This is a genomic window from Rhodoferax sp. SPJ4 (genome assembly GCF_058216275.1).
The window spans coordinates 455,957-471,973 of record NZ_JBYZMN010000001.1; the positions used below are offsets into that span (position 1 = coordinate 455,957).

General features: G+C 67.9%; 20 protein-coding genes. 14 read left to right on the forward strand and 6 right to left on the reverse strand.

The features are described 5' to 3' along the window. Positions 1-65: 65 nt before the first annotated feature. Positions 66-767: a P-loop NTPase family protein gene (locus AC4BAR_RS02245; protein WP_490626186.1), complete on the forward strand. Its 702-nt coding sequence runs from the start codon at positions 66-68 to the stop codon at positions 765-767. Positions 768-917: 150 nt separating this feature from the next. On the opposite strand, the gene AC4BAR_RS02250 is transcribed toward AC4BAR_RS02245, so the two are convergent. Beyond that, positions 918-1,082, reverse strand: coding sequence for a hypothetical protein (locus AC4BAR_RS02250; protein ID WP_490626187.1), 165 nt, complete (start codon positions 1,080-1,082; stop codon positions 918-920). 105 nt (positions 1,083-1,187) lie between these two features. On the opposite strand from AC4BAR_RS02250, the gene AC4BAR_RS02255 reads away from it, so the two are divergent. From AC4BAR_RS02255 to AC4BAR_RS02265, 3 genes are all read left to right on the forward strand, one after another. Beyond that, on the forward strand, positions 1,188-1,409 hold the full coding sequence (locus tag AC4BAR_RS02255; protein WP_490626188.1) for a TIGR02450 family Trp-rich protein: 222 nt from the start codon (positions 1,188-1,190) through the stop codon (positions 1,407-1,409). A 73-nt stretch (positions 1,410-1,482) separates the two neighbouring features. Then, entirely contained in the window at positions 1,483-2,301 is an 819-nt protein-coding gene (locus AC4BAR_RS02260; RefSeq protein WP_490627174.1) for an isocitrate lyase/PEP mutase family protein, read from the forward strand. A 40-nt stretch (positions 2,302-2,341) separates the two neighbouring features. Then, on the forward strand, positions 2,342-2,833 hold the full coding sequence (locus AC4BAR_RS02265) for a VOC family protein (RefSeq protein ID WP_490626189.1): 492 nt from the start codon (positions 2,342-2,344) through the stop codon (positions 2,831-2,833). A gap of 75 nt (positions 2,834-2,908) precedes the next feature. Here the strand turns inward: AC4BAR_RS02265 and AC4BAR_RS02270 are convergent, their stop codons facing one another. After that, positions 2,909-3,235 carry a high-potential iron-sulfur protein gene (locus AC4BAR_RS02270; RefSeq protein WP_490626190.1) on the reverse strand — a complete coding sequence of 109 codons (327 nt, stop codon included), beginning with the start codon at positions 3,233-3,235 and terminating at the stop codon, positions 2,909-2,911. Between the two features lie 295 nt (positions 3,236-3,530). Between AC4BAR_RS02270 and AC4BAR_RS02275 the strand changes: the two genes are divergently transcribed. Beyond that, a complete protein-coding gene (locus AC4BAR_RS02275; RefSeq protein WP_490626191.1) occupies positions 3,531-3,845 on the forward strand; it encodes an EthD family reductase in 315 nt (104 codons plus the stop codon). A 62-nt stretch (positions 3,846-3,907) separates the two neighbouring features. Here AC4BAR_RS02275 and argG read toward each other — a convergent pair whose 3' ends face one another. Then, positions 3,908-5,242, reverse strand: a complete 1,335-nt coding sequence (argG, locus tag AC4BAR_RS02280; protein ID WP_490626192.1) for an argininosuccinate synthase — start codon at positions 5,240-5,242, stop codon at positions 3,908-3,910. A 5-nt stretch (positions 5,243-5,247) separates the two neighbouring features. Further along, a complete protein-coding gene (gene ppnP / locus AC4BAR_RS02285) occupies positions 5,248-5,565 on the reverse strand; it encodes a pyrimidine/purine nucleoside phosphorylase (protein ID WP_490626193.1) in 318 nt (105 codons plus the stop codon). 191 nt (positions 5,566-5,756) lie between these two features. On the opposite strand from ppnP, the gene AC4BAR_RS02290 reads away from it, so the two are divergent. After that, positions 5,757-6,341 carry an RNA polymerase sigma factor gene (locus AC4BAR_RS02290; protein ID WP_490626194.1) on the forward strand — a complete coding sequence of 195 codons (585 nt, stop codon included), beginning with the start codon at positions 5,757-5,759 and terminating at the stop codon, positions 6,339-6,341. Between the two features lie 47 nt (positions 6,342-6,388). Then, positions 6,389-7,216 carry an anti-sigma factor gene (locus AC4BAR_RS02295; RefSeq protein WP_490626195.1) on the forward strand — a complete coding sequence of 276 codons (828 nt, stop codon included), beginning with the start codon at positions 6,389-6,391 and terminating at the stop codon, positions 7,214-7,216. 66 nt (positions 7,217-7,282) lie between these two features. Here the strand turns inward: AC4BAR_RS02295 and AC4BAR_RS02300 are convergent, their stop codons facing one another. Continuing rightward, positions 7,283-7,939, reverse strand: coding sequence for a glycine zipper 2TM domain-containing protein (locus AC4BAR_RS02300; RefSeq protein ID WP_490626196.1), 657 nt, complete (start codon positions 7,937-7,939; stop codon positions 7,283-7,285). A 180-nt stretch (positions 7,940-8,119) separates the two neighbouring features. Here AC4BAR_RS02300 and AC4BAR_RS02305 point away from each other — a divergent pair, with 180 nt between their 5' ends. Beyond that, a complete protein-coding gene (locus tag AC4BAR_RS02305; RefSeq protein ID WP_490626197.1) occupies positions 8,120-8,455 on the forward strand; it encodes a high-potential iron-sulfur protein in 336 nt (111 codons plus the stop codon). 5 nt (positions 8,456-8,460) lie between these two features. Here AC4BAR_RS02305 and AC4BAR_RS02310 read toward each other — a convergent pair whose 3' ends face one another. Beyond that, the gene (locus AC4BAR_RS02310; RefSeq protein WP_490626198.1) at positions 8,461-8,820 is read right to left on the reverse strand and encodes an arsenate reductase; all 360 of its coding nucleotides are present in this window, start codon (positions 8,818-8,820) and stop codon (positions 8,461-8,463) included. A gap of 59 nt (positions 8,821-8,879) precedes the next feature. Here AC4BAR_RS02310 and folC point away from each other — a divergent pair, with 59 nt between their 5' ends. The 6 genes from folC to gltX are packed head-to-tail and all read left to right on the forward strand — an operon-like array spanning position 8,880 to position 15,988. After that, positions 8,880-10,187, forward strand: coding sequence for a bifunctional tetrahydrofolate synthase/dihydrofolate synthase (gene folC / locus AC4BAR_RS02315; RefSeq protein ID WP_490626199.1), 1,308 nt, complete (start codon positions 8,880-8,882; stop codon positions 10,185-10,187). 21 nt (positions 10,188-10,208) lie between these two features. Then, positions 10,209-11,255 carry an SPOR domain-containing protein gene (locus AC4BAR_RS02320; RefSeq protein ID WP_490626200.1) on the forward strand — a complete coding sequence of 349 codons (1,047 nt, stop codon included), beginning with the start codon at positions 10,209-10,211 and terminating at the stop codon, positions 11,253-11,255. Next, positions 11,255-11,743: a CvpA family protein gene (locus AC4BAR_RS02325; RefSeq protein ID WP_490626201.1), complete on the forward strand. Its 489-nt coding sequence runs from the start codon at positions 11,255-11,257 to the stop codon at positions 11,741-11,743. The genes AC4BAR_RS02320 and AC4BAR_RS02325 overlap by 1 nt, the downstream gene beginning before the upstream one ends. A 54-nt stretch (positions 11,744-11,797) precedes the next feature. Beyond that, positions 11,798-13,339: an amidophosphoribosyltransferase gene (purF, locus tag AC4BAR_RS02330; protein ID WP_490626202.1), complete on the forward strand. Its 1,542-nt coding sequence runs from the start codon at positions 11,798-11,800 to the stop codon at positions 13,337-13,339. A gap of 1 nt (position 13,340) precedes the next feature. Continuing rightward, on the forward strand, positions 13,341-14,561 hold the full coding sequence (locus tag AC4BAR_RS02335; RefSeq protein ID WP_490626203.1) for an O-succinylhomoserine sulfhydrylase: 1,221 nt from the start codon (positions 13,341-13,343) through the stop codon (positions 14,559-14,561). Next, the gene (gene gltX / locus AC4BAR_RS02340) at positions 14,561-15,988 is read left to right on the forward strand and encodes a glutamate--tRNA ligase (protein WP_490626204.1); all 1,428 of its coding nucleotides are present in this window, start codon (positions 14,561-14,563) and stop codon (positions 15,986-15,988) included. The genes AC4BAR_RS02335 and gltX overlap by 1 nt, the downstream gene beginning before the upstream one ends. Positions 15,989-16,017 lie beyond the last annotated feature (29 nt).

The following is a 16,017-nucleotide window of genomic DNA, read 5'->3' on the forward strand; positions in this document are numbered from 1 at the left end:
TGCTTGAGGTACAAGGGCAGGGTGTCGCACTGCGGTGCCCCTCTTTCTCAACCTTCAGGAAACCCATGCCCTCACTCCATTTCATCGGCGGCGAAAAAGGCGGCGTCGGCAAGTCCGTTGTTGCGCGGCTGCTGGCCCAGCACAGCATCGATAGCGGCGTGCCCTTCACCGGCTTTGACACCGACCGCTCACACACCACCTTCAGCCGCTTCTACGCCGACTACGCCTCGCCGGTGGTGGTCGACACCTACGAAGGCCTGGACCAGATCGCCACCGTGCTGACCGACGAGGGCGCCGACCCCGGCCACCGGGTGGTGGTGGACCTGGCCGCCCAGACCGCCGCGCCGCTGGCCCGCTGGGTGCACGACACCGACCTGCTGGGCCTGATGGCCGAGCTGGGCATTGCCGTCACCTTCTGGCATGTGGCCGACGCCGGCCACGACTCGGTGGACCTGCTGGCCAAGCTGCTGGCCACCTACGGCCAGGGCCCCAAATACATCGTGGTGAAAAACATGGGCCGCGGCAGCGACTTCTCCGAGTTGGAGGCCTCGCCGGCGCTGCAGCAGCTGCGCGACTGGGGTGGCCAGGTGGTGTCGCTGGCGCCGCTGCACGAAGCCAGCATGCGCAAGCTCGACCGCCAGCACGCCAGCTTCTGGGCCGCCACCCAGGCCCGCAGCGGCCCGGATGCGCTGGGCCTGCTGGAGCGCCAGCGCGTCAAGACCTGGCTGCAACGCACCACCGACACGCTGAACAGCCTGCCGCTCTGAGTTGCCGCTGCCGGCCCGCCTTGGTTCATGTGTGGGCTGAAGACGGTGACGAACTCGCCGAAGGGCTGCGGTGGCTGTCCACCACGCGGCGCTGCAAACGGTCGGCGTTCCGCTGCGGCGACCGGGTCACGCCGCCGCCTGCCGTGGTGATCACGGGGTGGGCCCGGCATCGGCCGGTGTCGTGTCTGGGGGTTCGGCGGTGATCGGGCGGGGCGGGCACATGGCCTGGCCGTCCCATTGCTGGCCGCACCAGCAGCGGCCCTCAGCGTCGATCAGGCAGGTGCCGGTGCCGCAACAGCGTTCGTCTTCTTGCATCGGGAGTTTCCGGGGGTGGGGGCCATGTGGCACCATCAAGGTCTGAATTCTGGCCGATCGGCCCGCTGGGCGCTGAGCGCCTCCGCCATGCCCCTGAGACCCGTCATGAACCCCTTGCACCCGAAAAAACTGTTGCTCAGCAAATGGACAGCGGTGACGCCGGTGGCCAAGGCCAAACATTTCCTGGTCAGCCAGGTGGTCGCACCCGAACCACCGGAGACGGCGGTGCTGTGGGTGGAACTGGAGGCGGTGCACTCCAAGGCGGTGCGGCGCATCGATTGGCGCGAATTGCGGGATGCCAGCCGCTGGCGCCAGGGCTGGGTGTGAACCCCAGGGCCAGGCCGGCCCGCGCTGCGGCATCATGGGGGCCGGCGCATCGCCCATGACCCCCACCCCCAGCATGACCCCCACCCTTGCCGAACGCCGCCAGACCTTCAAGGCCCTGCACCAGCGCGGCTGCTTCCTGATTCCCAACCCCTGGGACGTGGGCAGCGCCCGCTGCCTTCATGGCCTGGGCTTCCAGGCGCTGGCCACCACCAGCGCCGGCCATGCCTGGTCGCAGGGCCGGCCCGACGGCGCGCTGAGCCGCGACGCGGTGTTGGCCCATTTGCGCGAGATGGTGGGCGCCACACCGCTGCCGGTGAACGCCGATTTTGAGAACGGATTTGGCGACACGCCCGAGGCGGTGGCCCAGAGTGTGCGTCTGGCCGTGGCCACCGGTGTGGCCGGCCTGTCCATCGAAGACAGCACCGGCCAGGCCGACCGGCCCGTTTTCGAGATCGCTGAAGCGGTGGCACGGCTGCGCGCCGCCCGCCAGGCCATTGACGAGGCCGGCGGTGAGGTGCTGCTGGTGGCCCGGGCCGAAAACTTCTTCATCCACCGCGCCGACCTGCCCGACACCCTGGCCCGCCTGAAAGCCTACGCCGAGGCCGGTGCCGACTGCCTCTACGCCCCCGGCATCAAAACCCCCGAACAAATCACCGCCGTGGTGCAAGCGGTGGCGCCCAAGCCCGTCAACCTGCTGATCGGCCACGCCAGCGAACTCACGCTGGCCGACGCCGCGGCCCTGGGTGTTCGCCGCGTCAGCGTGGGCGGTGCACTCGCCCGCGCGGCCTGGGGTGGCTTCATGCGGGCCGCAACGCTGATGGCCGAGCAGGGGCGCTTCGACGGCCTGGCCGATGCCGCGCCAGGCGCGGGTTTGAATGCACTGTTTCGCTGAGGCGGGACAACGGGAGCAGGCATCTTCTGGAGGAGCGACCATGGTCAGCAAGAACACCCTCTGTCTCTGGTACAACGGCACCGCGCTGGACGCCGCGCGGTTCTACGCCGAGACCTTCCCTGACAGCGCCGTGACAGCCGTCCACCTCGCGCCTGGCGACTACCCCGCGGGCAGGCAAGGCGATGTGCTGACGGTCGAGTTCACCGTGCTGGGCATTCCCTGCCTGGGCCTGAACGGCGGCCCGGGGTTCCAGCACAGCCTGGCCTTTTCGTTTCAGGTGGCCACCGACGACCAGGCTGAAACCGACCGCTTGTGGAACGCCATCGTCGGCAACGGTGGTGAAGCCAGTGCCTGTGGCTGGTGCAAGGACCGGTGGGGCCTGTCCTGGCAGATCACGCCGCGCCTCCTCACCCAGGCCATCGCCGACCCGGACCGTGCGGCGGCCAAGCGCGCCTTTGAAGCGATGATGGGAATGGGCAAAATCGACATCGCAGCCATCGAAGCGGCCTGGCGGGGCCGGGCGCCGGACTGAGCGCACCATCACCCAACAACAAAGGCGCCCGAGAGCGCCTTTGTTGTCTGTCGCGTGGCCTGCTGGCCGCGGGACTCAGGCCTTTTTGGCGTAGGCCGAGCAGATGCCCTTGGCCGAAACCTGCTTGCCCGGGAAGATGCCACAGCCACCAGCGGCGTCACCGGCCTTGCCCTGGTACAGCGCGCAGTTGCTGCACATGCTGCCGGCCGCTGCCTTGACCTTGGTCTTGTCGGCCTTGCCGGCATCGGCCACATAAGCCAGGCCCACGGCGGTGGGGTCCTTTTCGTCCACCATGGCGGCGCCCGCATGGCCGGCCGCTTGGACCTGGCTGGCCGCCAGCAGCGCGGCGCCGGCGAATGGCACGATGGCAATGAAGCGACGGCGGGTGGTGTTTGCGTTCATGGACGGATCTCCTGAGGGTGGATGGTGTGGGATTAACGTCGGCCGGGACATGCCGGATGACTGGCCGCAGTGTGGCAGCTTAGGGATGCCCGACGTTGCCGCTGTGGCAATCGGGCCGAGACCCTGGTGTCGCAGCCGGTTTCCCAATGAAAAGCCCCGAACTGGCCAGGTGCAGCATCGGCCAGGACCCCGCCGGCAGATACCATTTGAAACCAAATTTCCCCGGCATCGACCCCACCCACAGGCTGCCAGCGCCGGTACACAATGCGTTTGAGCCCACAAAACAGGAGATCCCATGATCAAGGTCAGTGTGCTGTACCCACAGCAGCCCGATGCGAAATTCGACCATGCCTACTACCGTGACAAACACATGCCCATGGTCAAGGCCCGCATGGGTGAGCATTGCAGCCACTACACGGTGGACCGCGGGCTGGCCGGTGGGGCGCCGGGCGCACCGCCGCCCTTCATTGCCGTGTGCCATTTGTACTGTGCCTCGGTCGAGGCCTTCCAGGCCGGCTTCGGCCCGCACGCCAAGGAAATCATGGCCGACATTCCGAACTACACCAACCTCAGCCCCACGCTGCTGATCAGCGAGGTGGTGGTGGGCTGAGTGTTCCGCAGCACCAACAACAAGGGCCGCAAATGCGGCCCTTGTTGTTGGTGGGGGTTGGCTTACTTCTTCTCGCCACCCAGCTGCGGCAGCGCGGTGCCCGCGCCCACCGACAGCAGGCCGGCCTGGCTGTAAATGCCCAGCTTGTCGCGGGTGTCGATGATGTCCAGGTTACGCATGGTCAGCTGGCCGATGCGGTCCTGCGGGGAGAACATCGATTCGCCCTTTTCCATGGTCAGCCGCTCGGGGTGGTAGGTCAGGTGGGGGCTCTCGGTGTTGAGCAGGCTGTAGTCATTGCCGCGGCGCAGCTCCAGCGTCACCTCGCCGGTGATGGCGCGGGCCACCCAGCGCTGCGCGGCTTCGCGCAGCATGATGGCCTGCGGGTCGAACCAGCGGCCCTGGTACAGCAGCCGGCCCAGCTTGCGGCCGCTCTCGCGGTACTGCTCGATGGTGTCTTCGTTGTGGATGCCGGTCACCAGCCGCTCGTAGGCGATGAACAGCAGCGCCAGGCCGGGGGCCTCGTAGATGCCGCGGCTCTTGGCCTCGATGATGCGGTTCTCGATCTGGTCGCTCATGCCCAGGCCATGGCGGCCACCGATGCGGTTGGCTTCCAGGATCAGTTCCACCGGGCTGGCAAAGCTCTGGCCGTTCAGTGCCACCGGCTGGCCTTCTTCAAAGCGTACCGTCACCGTTTCGGCCTTGACCACGCAGTCGTCCTTCCAGAACGGCACGCCCATGATGGGGTTGACGATCTTGATGCCGCTGTTCAGGTGCTCCAGGTCCTTGGCCTCGTGGGTCGCACCCAGCATGTTGCTGTCGGTGCTGTAGGCCTTCTCGGCGCTCATCTTGTAGCCAAAACCGTGCTGCGTCATGAAGGCGCTCATTTCGGCCCGGCCACCCAGCTCGTCGATGAAGGCCTGGTCCAGCCAGGGCTTGTAGATGCGCAAGGACGTGTTGGTCAGCAGACCGTAGCGGTAGAAACGCTCGATGTCATTGCCCTTGTAGGTGCTGCCATCGCCCCAGATGTGCACATCGTCTTCCTTCATCGCCGCCACCAGCATGGTGCCGGTCACAGCGCGGCCCAGCGGGGTGGTGTTGAAGTAGGTGATGCCGGCGGTGCTGATGTGGAAGGCGCCCGCCTGCAGTGCGGCAATGCCCTCCTGTGCCAGTTGCAAGCGGCAGTCGATCAGCCGGGCCTGCTGGGCGCCGTACTCCATCGCCTTGCGCGGAATCTCGTCGTAGTCGGGCTCGTCGGGCTGGCCCAGGTTGGCGGTGTAGGCGTAGGGCAGGGCGCCCTTGAGCTTCATCCAGTGCAGCGCGGCGCTGGTGTCCAGGCCACCGGAAAAGGCAATGCCGACCTTCTGGCCGACCGGGACGTTTTGCAGAATCGTGCCCATGCTGTTCAACCGAAATGGCAGATGTAGTGGTAGGCCTCGGCCACCCGGATCTGGAAACTCGAGTTGCCCGGCACGCTGAACTTTTCACCGGCCGATGACTTGAGCCAGGCATCGCTGCCGGCCAGCTTGTACTCGCAGGCGCCGGCTGTGCATTCCATGATTTCGGGTGCGCCGGTGTTGAAGGTCAGCGTGGCGGGCAGCACCACGCCGACAGACTTTTTCGTGCCGTCTGCCAGCGTGATGCTGTGGCTGACGCACTTGCCGTCGAAATAGACATTGGCCTTGGTGGCGACGGACACGCCGTCAAAAATTTCGGTGGTCATGGGGTAAGGCGGGCGCAGGGCGCCAGAAGGAGAGGGCCGAACAGAAGAAACAAAGCCCCTGATTTTACCGGCATGGCCAAGGGTCGGCTTGCCGCTCGCCCCGCGACTGCGTTAGGCTGCAACTTTGGCCGATCTGCCTGAATCCGCCCCTGCATGGCGTGCGTAATGTTCCCAACTGGTACTTGTTGTTCATGGCCTTTGAATCGTCTGACCCCCAATTGACCGCCCTCATCGACCGAATTGCCCCCCGTGACGCCGGAGCCGAACAGGCGCTGCGGCAGTTGTACGACCTCACCGCGCCCAAGCTGTATGGCGTAGCGCTGCGGGTGGTGGGCAACCGCGAATGGGCCGAGGATGTGCTTCAGGACGCCTACCTCAATATCTGGCGCATTGCCGGCGACTACCGTGCCGCGCTCAGCCCGCCCATGGCCTGGATGGGCGTGATCGTGCGCAGCCGGGGGCTGGACTTCCTGCGCCGCCGCCAGACCGAGCGCATCGACAGCCACCAGCCGCTGGACACGCTGCTGGCCGACACCGTCGCCAGCGACCTGCCCTCGCCGGTGGACACCGCCCACGCCAGCGAACGCGCCTGGGCCCTGCACCAGTGTTTGACTCGGCTGGAGAACCGGCACCGCGAGGTGGTCAGCCTGGCCTATTTGCGTGACCTGAGCCATGGCGAGCTGGCCGCGCAGCTGAAGCTGCCGCTGGGCACGGTGAAAACCTGGATACGCCGCGGCATGGCCCAGCTGCGGCAATGCCTGACCGGGGTGGCCTGAGGTCGCCCGTTGTTATTTGAGTCCCCGTCCCGAGTTGCACTGCCACCATGAACCTTGCCCGACACCCTGAACTGCTTGACCAACTGGCCGCCAGCTACGCGCTGGGCACGTTGCGTGGCGGTGCGCGCCGCCGCTTCGAGGCCATGGCGCGCCACAACCCCGCTCTGCGGGTGCAAGCCCTGGTCTGGCAGGAGCGCATGGCCTCGCTGACCGAGTTGCAAGCCAGTGAAGTGCCCAACGGCAACGTCTGGAAACGCATTGCCATCGCGGTGGAGGCCCAGCGCCAGCCCGCCCCGCCGCAGCCCGCCCCCGGCGTGGCGCCGGCGGTGCTGCAGCGTCTGCAACGCCTGCTGGGCCTGTGGCGCGGTGCGGCCCTGGCCTCCGGCGTCGTGGGTGTGGTGGCGGTGCTGGCTGGCGCCCATGTCCGGGGCCAGCTCGACGACCAGGCCCGCCAACTGGCCGAGGCGGCGCAGCAAAACAGCCGGCTGGTGGCGAAATTGCAGGCCACGCCCCAAGTGGCCTATGTGGCGGTGCTGGCCGACGACCTGGCCCAGGCCAAGGTGCTGGTGACCTTTGATGCCCAGCACCAGAGCCTGACCCTCAAAAGGGTGGGCGACTACCGCGAAGCCGCTGAGCATTCGCTGCAGCTCTGGGCCCTGCCCAAGCCCGGCGCGACCGAAGGCGCGCCCGCCGGACCGACCTCGCTGGGCGTGCTGGGCGGCGACGCTGTGGTGCGGTTGACGGCCAACGACGCCGCGCTGAAAGAGGTGCCGGCACTGGCCATCAGCCTGGAACCCAAGGGCGGTGTGCCCGGCGACAAGGGCCCCACCGGCCCGGTGCTGTTCAAGGGCGCCTGGCTGGCCACCTCGCTCTGAGCGCCAGGGCAGAATCCATCAACAAAAAGGCCCGCTGATGCGGGCCTTTTTGTTGGGGGCATGTGCTCAACGCCAGTGGCGGTGGCCGCCGTAGAAGCCGAAATTGAGCGACACACCCACCGGCGCGTAGGGCCGGCCGTAGTAGTAGGGGTAGGGCGCGGCATAGACCGGCGCCGGGGCGTACACCGGGTAGGGTGCGGCATACACCGGGGCGCCCACCGTGCCCTCGGCCGGATAGGGGGCCTGGGGCGCTGCGGCCGACGCGCCGGCCGGCGAGACCTGCAGCGCAATGGTGGGGCCCGGGTCGTTGGGCATTTGCACGCTGTACTGGCGGCCCGCGTACTCGTAGACCACGTTGTAGGCCACGGCGCGGTTTTCGTACACCGTCTGGGTGTAACACTGGGGCACGTTTTGCACCTGGGTCGCGCCGCCTTCGATGCTGTCACCCAACACCGCACCGCCCAGCACCCCCAGCACCGTGGCCGCCGCGCGGCCGCTGCCACCGCCCACGGCATTGCCCACCGCGCCACCGGCCACCGCCCCCAGCAGGGCGCCAGCGCCCGTCTTGGGCTGGCCCACCGCCACCTGGGCGTTCTGGCAGACCTGTCGCGGCACCGCCACCTGCTGCACCACCGGCGTGCTGGACAGCACACGGCCCGCTTCCTGGGCTCCCACCGACGCGGCCACCAGGGCCAGCGCGGAACAGACGAGGACTTGTTTCATGGCATTTCCTTTGGACAACACGGTGGGCGCCAACGCCCCGCCATCACAGGCAGATTTTCCCACTTTGAGTGGGGATCAGGGGTCGGAGTTCGGTAAACCCGGGGTAAATGCAGTGGGTGAATGGCGGCCGCCGGTGCGGCGGTGTAACCTGCACCCCAGGCCCAATCAGGAGACCGTGCCATGCAGCCAACCCCCCGGCGGAAATTCATCGTGCGCTGGGCCGCCAGCGCCTTGGGCCTGGCCGTGGGCGGAGCCCAGGCCCAGACCGCGCCCCCCGCCACCGTGCCCGAGTCCGACGGCGTGGCCCAGGCCCTGGGCTACAAAACCGACTCGCGCCGGGTCGATGGCGCCCAATACCCGTCTCACCGGCCCAGCCAGCAATGTGGCAACTGCCAGGCCTTCCAGGGCCAGGAAGGCGAGGCGCTGGGCCCTTGCCCCTATTTCGGCGGTCGGCGGGTGGCTGCCACCGGCTGGTGCCAGGCCTATGCCGCCCTGGGCGAGCAGCCCGACCACTGAGGGACTCAGACCCGACGTTGCCAGTCGTCGGCGTTGAAGCCCACGGTGATGGTGCCGTCGGGCCATTCCACCACCGGGCGCTTGATGGCGCTGGGCTGTGCCTGCAGCAGCGCCTGGGCGCTGGGTGCGTCCCGCACCGCCGCCTGGGCCACCGGGTCGAGCTTGCGCCAGGTCGTGCCCTGGCGGTTCAACACCTTCTCCCAGCCCACCGCCGCCACCCAGGCGGCCAGCCGGTCGGCGGGCACACCTTGTCTCTTGAAATCGTGAAAGGTGGGGGGCTGGCCACGCTCGGCCAGCCAGGCACGGGCCTTTTTGACGGTGTCGCAGTTGGGGATGCCATAGAGGGTGGGGTTGGGGGGATTCATGGGCCGCGATGATGCGCGAATTCCACCTCGGCGACAATCGCCGCCTCTTTGAGGTTGCCATGAACACGCTGTCCGACTGGCTCGCCCACTGCGAGCGCCTGCACCCCACCACCATCGACATGGGGCTGGACCGGGTGCGCACCGTGGCCACGCGGCTGGGCCTGCGCTTCGACTGCCCGGTGATCACCGTGGCCGGCACCAACGGCAAGGGCTCGACCTGCGCGATGCTGGAGGCCATCCTGTTGCAGGCCGGCTACCGCACCGGCGTCTACACCTCGCCCCACCTGGTGCATTTCGAGGAGCGTTGCCGGGTGCATGGCGAGCCGGTCAAGGCCGACGAACTGCTGCCGCATTTCGCGGCGGTGGAGGCGGCCCGCACCGACGGCGCCGAGGTCAGCCTGAGCTATTTCGAATTCACCACCCTGGCCATCCTGCGGCTGATGGCCGGCGCCGGGCTGGAGGTGGCGATTCTGGAGGTGGGTCTGGGTGGCCGGCTGGACGCGGTCAACATCATCGACGCCGACTGCGCCGTCATCACCAGCATCGACCTTGACCACACCGAGCTGCTGGGCCATGACCGCGAGGCCATCGGTTTTGAGAAGGCCGGCATTCTGCGCGCCGGACGGCCGGCGGTGGTCAGCGACCCGATGCCGCCGCAAAGCGTGATCGACCACGCACAGTCCCTCGGCGCCGACCTGTGGCGCCTGGGGACGGACTTCAATTTCTCCGGCGACAAGCTGCAATGGGGCTGGGCCGGCCGCGGCCGGCGCTACAGCGGCCTGGCTTACCCCGCGCTGCGCGGCGCCAACCAGCTGATGAACGCCTCGGGCGTGCTGGCCGCGCTGCAGGCCTTGCGCGAGCAGCTGCCCATCACCGCGCAGGCGGTGCGCAACGGCCTGGCCATGGTGGAGCTGACCGCGCGCTTCCAGATCGTGCCCGGCGAGCCGGTGCTGGTGCTGGACGTGGCCCACAACCCGCATTCGGTGGCCGCGCTGGCCGCCAACCTCGACGCCATGGGCTTTTACCCGCGCACCCATGCGGTGTTCGGCGCCATGGCCGACAAAGACCTCGGCCCCATGCTGGCCAAGGTGATGCCCATCATCGACCGCTGGTATTTCACCGACCTGCCCACCGCCCGCGCCGCCTCGGCCGACCAGCTGGCCGCCCGCTGGCAGGGCCTGACGCCGGCCGGCCATTCCAGCAGCGCCAGCACCCATGCCGACCCCCAACAGGCGCTGGACGCAGCCATCGCCGCCGCAGACCCCACTGATAGAATCGTGGTTTTTGGGTCGTTCTACACCGTGGGTGGGGTGTTGAAGCAGGGTGTGCCGCGATTGCACGCCAAACACCTCGGGCCCCAGACCTGAACGACCGCCCAACCCAAGCCCATGGCCTTTTTCAAGTTCCGATTGCCCGGCCAGAAAACCCCGTCCGAGTCCAGTGGCGGCGCAGCCCCCACCGAGAGCGTTGACGCCATGCGGCAGCGGGCCAAACACCGGCTGATCGGTGCGGCCGTGCTGGTGGGTGTGGGTGTGGTGGCCTTCCCGCTGCTGTTCGACACCCAGCCGCGGCCGGTGGCCACCGACATCGCCATCGACATTCCCGACAAAAACAAGGCCAAGCCGCTGGCCCTGCCGGCGCCCACCGTGGCCAGCAAGCCAGTGGCCAGCGAGCCCGTCGCCAAGCCGGCACCCGCGCTGATTCCGGCCCCGGTGGCCGCGGCCAAACCCGCGGCGCCCGCGCCCGGCGGCAAGCTGGCCGCCACCTCGGGCCTGGACGAACGCGAGCAGCTGGTGCGGCCAGACCCAGAACCCAAGCCCAAGCCGGCCCCGGTGCCGCCCAAGCCGGCGCCCGTGGCAACCAAAAAAGAAACCCCCGAGCCCAAGGCCGCGGAGAAGCCGCTGGCCAAGGTGGCGCCCAGCGCGTCGTCGGCCAAGGACGCCGCCAAAGAGCCGGCCAGATCAGCCAAGGGCGAGCCGCCCCGCATGCCCCAGGTCACCGCCGACGCGCTGCCGCGCGAGGTCAAAGACCCGGCACCGGCCAAGGGTGACGATGGTGCCAAGGCCCGGGCCCTGCTGGAAGGCAGCGCCCCCGGCGAAAAGCCGGTCGACAAGGCCCCCGTCAAAGCCGACAAGCCGTCCGACAAGACCAGCGAAAAAGCCGCCGACAAGCCCGCTGCCAAGGCCTCGGCCGCTGCCGCCGACGCCAGCCGCTTCATCGTGCAGGTGGGTGCGTTCTCCGAGCAGGTCAAGGCGCGCGAGGCCCGGCTCAAGGTGGAGGCCGCCGGCCTGAAAACCTACACCCAGGTGGTGGACACCGACGACGGCCGGCGCATCCGGGTCCGGGTGGGGCCGTTCGCCAGCCGGGCCGAAGCCGACAAGGCCGCCAGCCGCATCAAGGCGCTGCGTCTGCCCGCCGCCATCCTGACGCTGTGATGGCCGCGGTCGATTGGGTGCTGCTGGCCGTGCTGGCCGCCTCGGTGCTGCTGGGTTTCTGGCGCGGCCTGGTGTACGAGATGTTGTCGGTGCTGGGTTGGGTGGCGGCGTTTTTTCTGGCACAGTGGTTTGCGCCCCAGGTGGCGGGCCAGCTGCCCATGGCCGGCGCGGCCGAGCCGGTGCGCTACGCGGCGGCCTTTGTGCTGGTGTTCATCGCCGCGGCCTTTGCCGGTGGGCTGGTGGCCTGGCTGGTGAAAAAAATGGTCGAGGCCATTGGTTTGCGGCCGGTGGACCGCACCTTAGGCATGGTGTTCGGCCTGTTGCGCGGCGTGGTGTTGCTGCTGGCTGCGGCGGTGGTGGTGGCGATGACGCCGCTGAAAGACAGCGTTTGGTGGAAGCAGTCCACCGGCGCGGGGGTGTTGGCATCGGCGCTGAAGGGCCTGAAGCCGGTGCTGCCAGAGACGTTTGGAAGGCATTTGCCTCCCTGAAGTGAACCCGGTGGGTGTGGCGCCAGTGCCGCCCCGCCGCAAAAGGACCAAGACATGTGTGGAATCGTCGGTGTAGTCAGCCAGACCCCGGTCAACCAGCTGATCTATGACGCGCTGCTGCTGTTGCAGCACCGGGGTCAGGATGCGGCAGGCATCGTCACGCAGCAGGAACGCAAGTTCTTCATGCACAAGGCCAAGGGCATGGTGCGTGACGTGTTCCGCACCCGCGACATGCGCGCGCTGCCTGGCAGCGTGGGCCTGGGCCAGGTGCGTTACCCCACCGCCGGCAATGCCTACAGCGAGGAAGAGGCCCAGCCCTTCTATGTCAACGCGCCTTACGGCATCGTGCTGGTGCACAACGGCAACCTGACCAACGCCGCGGCGCTGAAGACCGAGCTGTTCGTGACCGACCACCGCCACATCAACACCGAGAGCGATTCCGAGGTGTTGCTCAACGTGCTGGCCCATGAGCTGGAACGCGCCACCCGCGGCCTGGCGCTGAAGCCCGAGGACGTGTTCACCGCGGTGCGCCATGTGCACCGCCGCATCAAGGGCTCGTACGCGGTGATCGCGCTGATCGCCGGCCATGGCCTGCTGGCCTTCCGCGACCCCTATGGCATCCGCCCGCTGTGCCTGGGCCGCAGCGCCGATGGCACGGTGATGGTGGCCAGCGAGTCGGTCACGCTGGAAGGCACGGGCCACCAGTTCGAACGCAACCTGCTGCCGGGCGAGGCGGTGTTCATCGACATGGCCGGCCAGGTGAGTTCGCAGTCCTGTGCCGACCATGCGCAGCTCTACCCCTGCATCTTCGAGTTCGTCTACCTGGCGCGGCCCGATTCCACCATCGACGGCATCTCGGTCTACCAGGCACGCCTGAACCTGGGCGAGTCGCTGGCCAAGCGGGTGGTGTCCACCGTGCCGCCGAGCGAAATCGACGTGGTGATTCCCATCCCCGAATCGAGCCGGCCCAGCGCCACCCAGCTGGCGCATTTGCTGGGCATTCCCTACCGCGAAGGTTTTGTGAAGAACCGCTACGTGGGCCGCACCTTCATCATGCCGGGCCAGGCGGTGCGCAAGAAGAGCGTGCGTCAGAAGCTCAACGTCATCGGCAGCGAGTTCAAGGGCCGCAACGTGCTGCTGGTGGACGACTCCATCGTGCGTGGCACGACCTGCAAGGAAATCGTGCAGATGGCACGCGACGCTGGCGCCCGCAAGGTCTACATGGCCAGCGCCGCGCCGCCGGTGCGTTTCCCCAACGTCTACGGCATCGACATGCCGACCAAGGACGAGCTGGTGGCGCACAACCGCACGGTGGAAGAAATCCGCGACATCATTGGCTGCGACGCGCTGATCTACCAGGACGTGGACGCGATGAAGCGCGCGGTGCAGGCCGCCGCGCCCACCACCGCCACGCCGGCCAACGGCCTGCTGATGGGCTTTGACGCCTCTTGTTTCGACGGTGTTTACGTCACCGGCGACATCACCTCGGACGACATCGTGCGCCTGAACGAAAGGCGGGTGGGCACCAACGAGCCCACCGAAGACACCTCGCGCCTGGCCCTGCCCAACGCGCAGGCCAGCACCCAGGGGGCCTGAGTTGAGCGCACCCAGTCAGCCCCCGCTGCCGCCCGGCCTGCACCTCGACACCCTGGCGGTGCGCGAGGCCGTGCCCAAAAGCCAGTACGGCGAGAACTCCGAGGCCTTGTTCCTCACCAGCAGCTTTGTCCAGCCCGACGCCGCCACCGCCGCCCGGCGCTTTGCCGGCGAGGAAGACGGCTACATCTACTCGCGCTTCAGCAACCCCACGGTGGCCAGCTTCGAGCAGCGGCTGGCCGCGCTCGAAGGCACCGAGGCCGCCATCGGCACGTCCAGCGGCATGGCCGCCATCCTGCTGCTGTGCATGGGCTTGCTGAAGGCCGGCGACCATGTGATCTGCTCGCAAAGCGTGTTCGGCTCCACCATCAAGCTGATCGCCGGCGAGTTTGGCAAGTTCGGTGTGCAGAGCAGCTTTGTTTCGCAGACCGACGTGGCCGCCTGGCGCGCCGCGCTGCAGCCCAACACCAAACTGCTGTTTGCCGAAACCCCCACCAACCCGCTGACCGAGGTCTGCGACATCGCCGCGCTGGCCGCTGTGGCCCATGGCGCTGGCGCGTTGCTGGCGGTGGACAACTGCTTTTGCACCCCGGCGTTGCAGCGGCCGGTGGACTTCGGCGCCGACCTGGTGATCCATTCCGGCACCAAGTATCTGGATGGCCAGGGCCGGGTGGTGGCCGGTGCCATCTGCGGCCCCAAGGCGCTGATCGAGGAAAAGTTCATCCCGGTGATGCGCAGCGCCGGCATGAGTCTGTCGGCTTTCAACGCCTGGGTGGTGCTGAAGGGCATGGAGACCCTGGGCATCCGCATGGAAGCCCAGTGCCGCCGCGCGCTCGAAGTGGCCCAGTGGCTGGAGCAACACCCCAAGGTGGCCCGGGTGCATTACCCCGGCCTGGCCTCGCACCCGCAGCACGCACTGGCCATGGCCCAGCAATCGGGGCAGGGCGGGGCGGTGATCTCGTTCGATGTGGTCGGTGACGACCCGCAGACCGCGCGCCGCAACGCCTTCCATGTGATCGACAGCACCCGTGTGTGCTCCATCACCGCCAACCTGGGCGACACCAAGACCACCATCACCCACCCGGCCAGCACCTCGCATGGCCGACTTTCCGAACCCCAGCGCCAGGCCGCCGGCATCCAGCAGGGGCTGGTGCGTGTGGCCGTGGGCCTGGAGGCCGTGACCGACCTGACCACCGACCTCGCCCGAGGTCTTGACACCCTCTAATGACTGCTCCCATCGGCACCCCGGGCGCGCGCGTCCGCACACGCTTCGCCCCGTCCCCCACCGGTTTCATTCACCTCGGCAACATCCGCTCGGCGCTCTACCCCTGGGCCTTTGCGCGGGCCACCGGTGGCGACTTCATCCTGCGCATCGAAGACACCGACGAAGACCGCTCCACCCAGGCCGCGGTGGACGTCATCATCGAAGGCATGCGCTGGCTGGGCCTGGACCACGACGAGGGCCCGTTCTACCAGATGCAGCGCATTGACCGCTACAAGGCGGTGCTGGCCGAGCTGATTGCCGCCGGCCATGTCTATCCCTGCTACATGGCCATGGCCGAACTGGACGCGTTGCGCGAGCGCCAGATGGCGGCCAAACAAAAGCCGCGTTACGACGGCACATGGCGGCCCGAGCCCGGCAAGGTGCTGCCGCCGGTGCCCGAGGGCGTGCAGCCGGTGCTGCGCTTCAAGAACCCGCAGGGCGGTGTGGTGGCCTGGGACGACAAGGTCAAGGGCCGCATCGAGATCGCCAACGCCGAGCTGGACGACCTGGTGATCGCCCGCCCGGCCGCCCCTGGCGAGACGGTGGGCACACCGACCTACAACTTCTGCGTGGTGGTGGACGACCTCGACATGGCCATCACCCATGTGATCCGTGGCGACGACCATGTGAACAACACGCCGCGCCAGATCAACATCTTCCGCGCCCTCGGCAAAGAGCCGCCGGTCTACGCCCATTTGCCCACCGTGCTCAACGAGCAGGGCGAAAAGATGAGCAAGCGCAACGGCGCCAAGGCCGTCACCCAGTACGCGGTGGAAGGCTATTTGCCGGACGCCATGGTGAATTACCTGGCCCGCCTGGGCTGGAGCCATGGCGACGACGAAATCTTTTCCCGCGCGCAGTTCCTCGAGTGGTTCAACCTCGACCACCTGGGCAAAAGCGCCGCCCAGTTCGACGAGGCCAAGCTGCGCTGGGTCAATGCCCAGCACCTGAAGGCCATGGCCGACGAGGCCCTGGCCCCGCTGGTGGCGGCACAGCTGCAGGCCCGTGGCATCACCACAGATGCGCGCCTGCCAGCCATCTGTGGTTTGTTCAAGGACCGCTGCGACACCACCGTGGTGCTGGCCGACTGGGCGGCGGTGTTTTACGCCGACGTGAAGCCCAAGGCCGATGAGTTGGCCCAGCATGTGACCGAGGCCGTGCGCCCGGCGCTCAGCCTGCTGGCCGAGCGCCTGCAAACCGCCCCCTGGGACAAGGCCGGCATCGCCGCCACGCTGAAGGCGGTGCTGGTCGAGACCGGTCTGAAGATGCCGCAGCTGGCCATGCCGCTGCGCGTGCTGGTGGTGGGCACGGCGCAGACGCCGTCGGTCGATGCGGTGCTGGCCTTGTTCGACAAAGAAAAAGTGCTGAATCGTTTGCGCAGTTTCTAAAAACGCGATTTTCGCGGTATACTTTGAGG

Coding starts and splice junctions, on each gene's coding strand:
- AC4BAR_RS02320 (WP_490626200.1), top strand. CDS start 10,209: ATGGCCTTTTTCAAGTTCCGATTGCCCGGCCAGAAAACCCCGTCCGAG.
- AC4BAR_RS02260 (WP_490627174.1), top strand. CDS start 1,483: ATGACCCCCACCCTTGCCGAACGCCGCCAGACCTTCAAGGCCCTGCAC.
- AC4BAR_RS02275 (WP_490626191.1), top strand. CDS start 3,531: ATGATCAAGGTCAGTGTGCTGTACCCACAGCAGCCCGATGCGAAATTC.
- folC (WP_490626199.1), top strand. CDS start 8,880: ATGAACACGCTGTCCGACTGGCTCGCCCACTGCGAGCGCCTGCACCCC.
- AC4BAR_RS02290 (WP_490626194.1), top strand. CDS start 5,757: ATGGCCTTTGAATCGTCTGACCCCCAATTGACCGCCCTCATCGACCGA.
- AC4BAR_RS02255 (WP_490626188.1), top strand. CDS start 1,188: ATGAACCCCTTGCACCCGAAAAAACTGTTGCTCAGCAAATGGACAGCG.
- AC4BAR_RS02310 (WP_490626198.1), bottom strand. CDS start 8,820: ATGAATCCCCCCAACCCCACCCTCTATGGCATCCCCAACTGCGACACC.
- argG (WP_490626192.1), bottom strand. CDS start 5,242: ATGGGCACGATTCTGCAAAACGTCCCGGTCGGCCAGAAGGTCGGCATT.
- purF (WP_490626202.1), top strand. CDS start 11,798: ATGTGTGGAATCGTCGGTGTAGTCAGCCAGACCCCGGTCAACCAGCTG.
- AC4BAR_RS02325 (WP_490626201.1), top strand. CDS start 11,255: ATGGCCGCGGTCGATTGGGTGCTGCTGGCCGTGCTGGCCGCCTCGGTG.
- ppnP (WP_490626193.1), bottom strand. CDS start 5,565: ATGACCACCGAAATTTTTGACGGCGTGTCCGTCGCCACCAAGGCCAAT.
- AC4BAR_RS02300 (WP_490626196.1), bottom strand. CDS start 7,939: ATGAAACAAGTCCTCGTCTGTTCCGCGCTGGCCCTGGTGGCCGCGTCG.
- gltX (WP_490626204.1), top strand. CDS start 14,561: ATGACTGCTCCCATCGGCACCCCGGGCGCGCGCGTCCGCACACGCTTC.
- AC4BAR_RS02265 (WP_490626189.1), top strand. CDS start 2,342: ATGGTCAGCAAGAACACCCTCTGTCTCTGGTACAACGGCACCGCGCTG.
- AC4BAR_RS02250 (WP_490626187.1), bottom strand. CDS start 1,082: ATGCAAGAAGACGAACGCTGTTGCGGCACCGGCACCTGCCTGATCGAC.
- AC4BAR_RS02245 (WP_490626186.1), top strand. CDS start 66: ATGCCCTCACTCCATTTCATCGGCGGCGAAAAAGGCGGCGTCGGCAAG.
- AC4BAR_RS02305 (WP_490626197.1), top strand. CDS start 8,120: ATGCAGCCAACCCCCCGGCGGAAATTCATCGTGCGCTGGGCCGCCAGC.
- AC4BAR_RS02295 (WP_490626195.1), top strand. CDS start 6,389: ATGAACCTTGCCCGACACCCTGAACTGCTTGACCAACTGGCCGCCAGC.
- AC4BAR_RS02270 (WP_490626190.1), bottom strand. CDS start 3,235: ATGAACGCAAACACCACCCGCCGTCGCTTCATTGCCATCGTGCCATTC.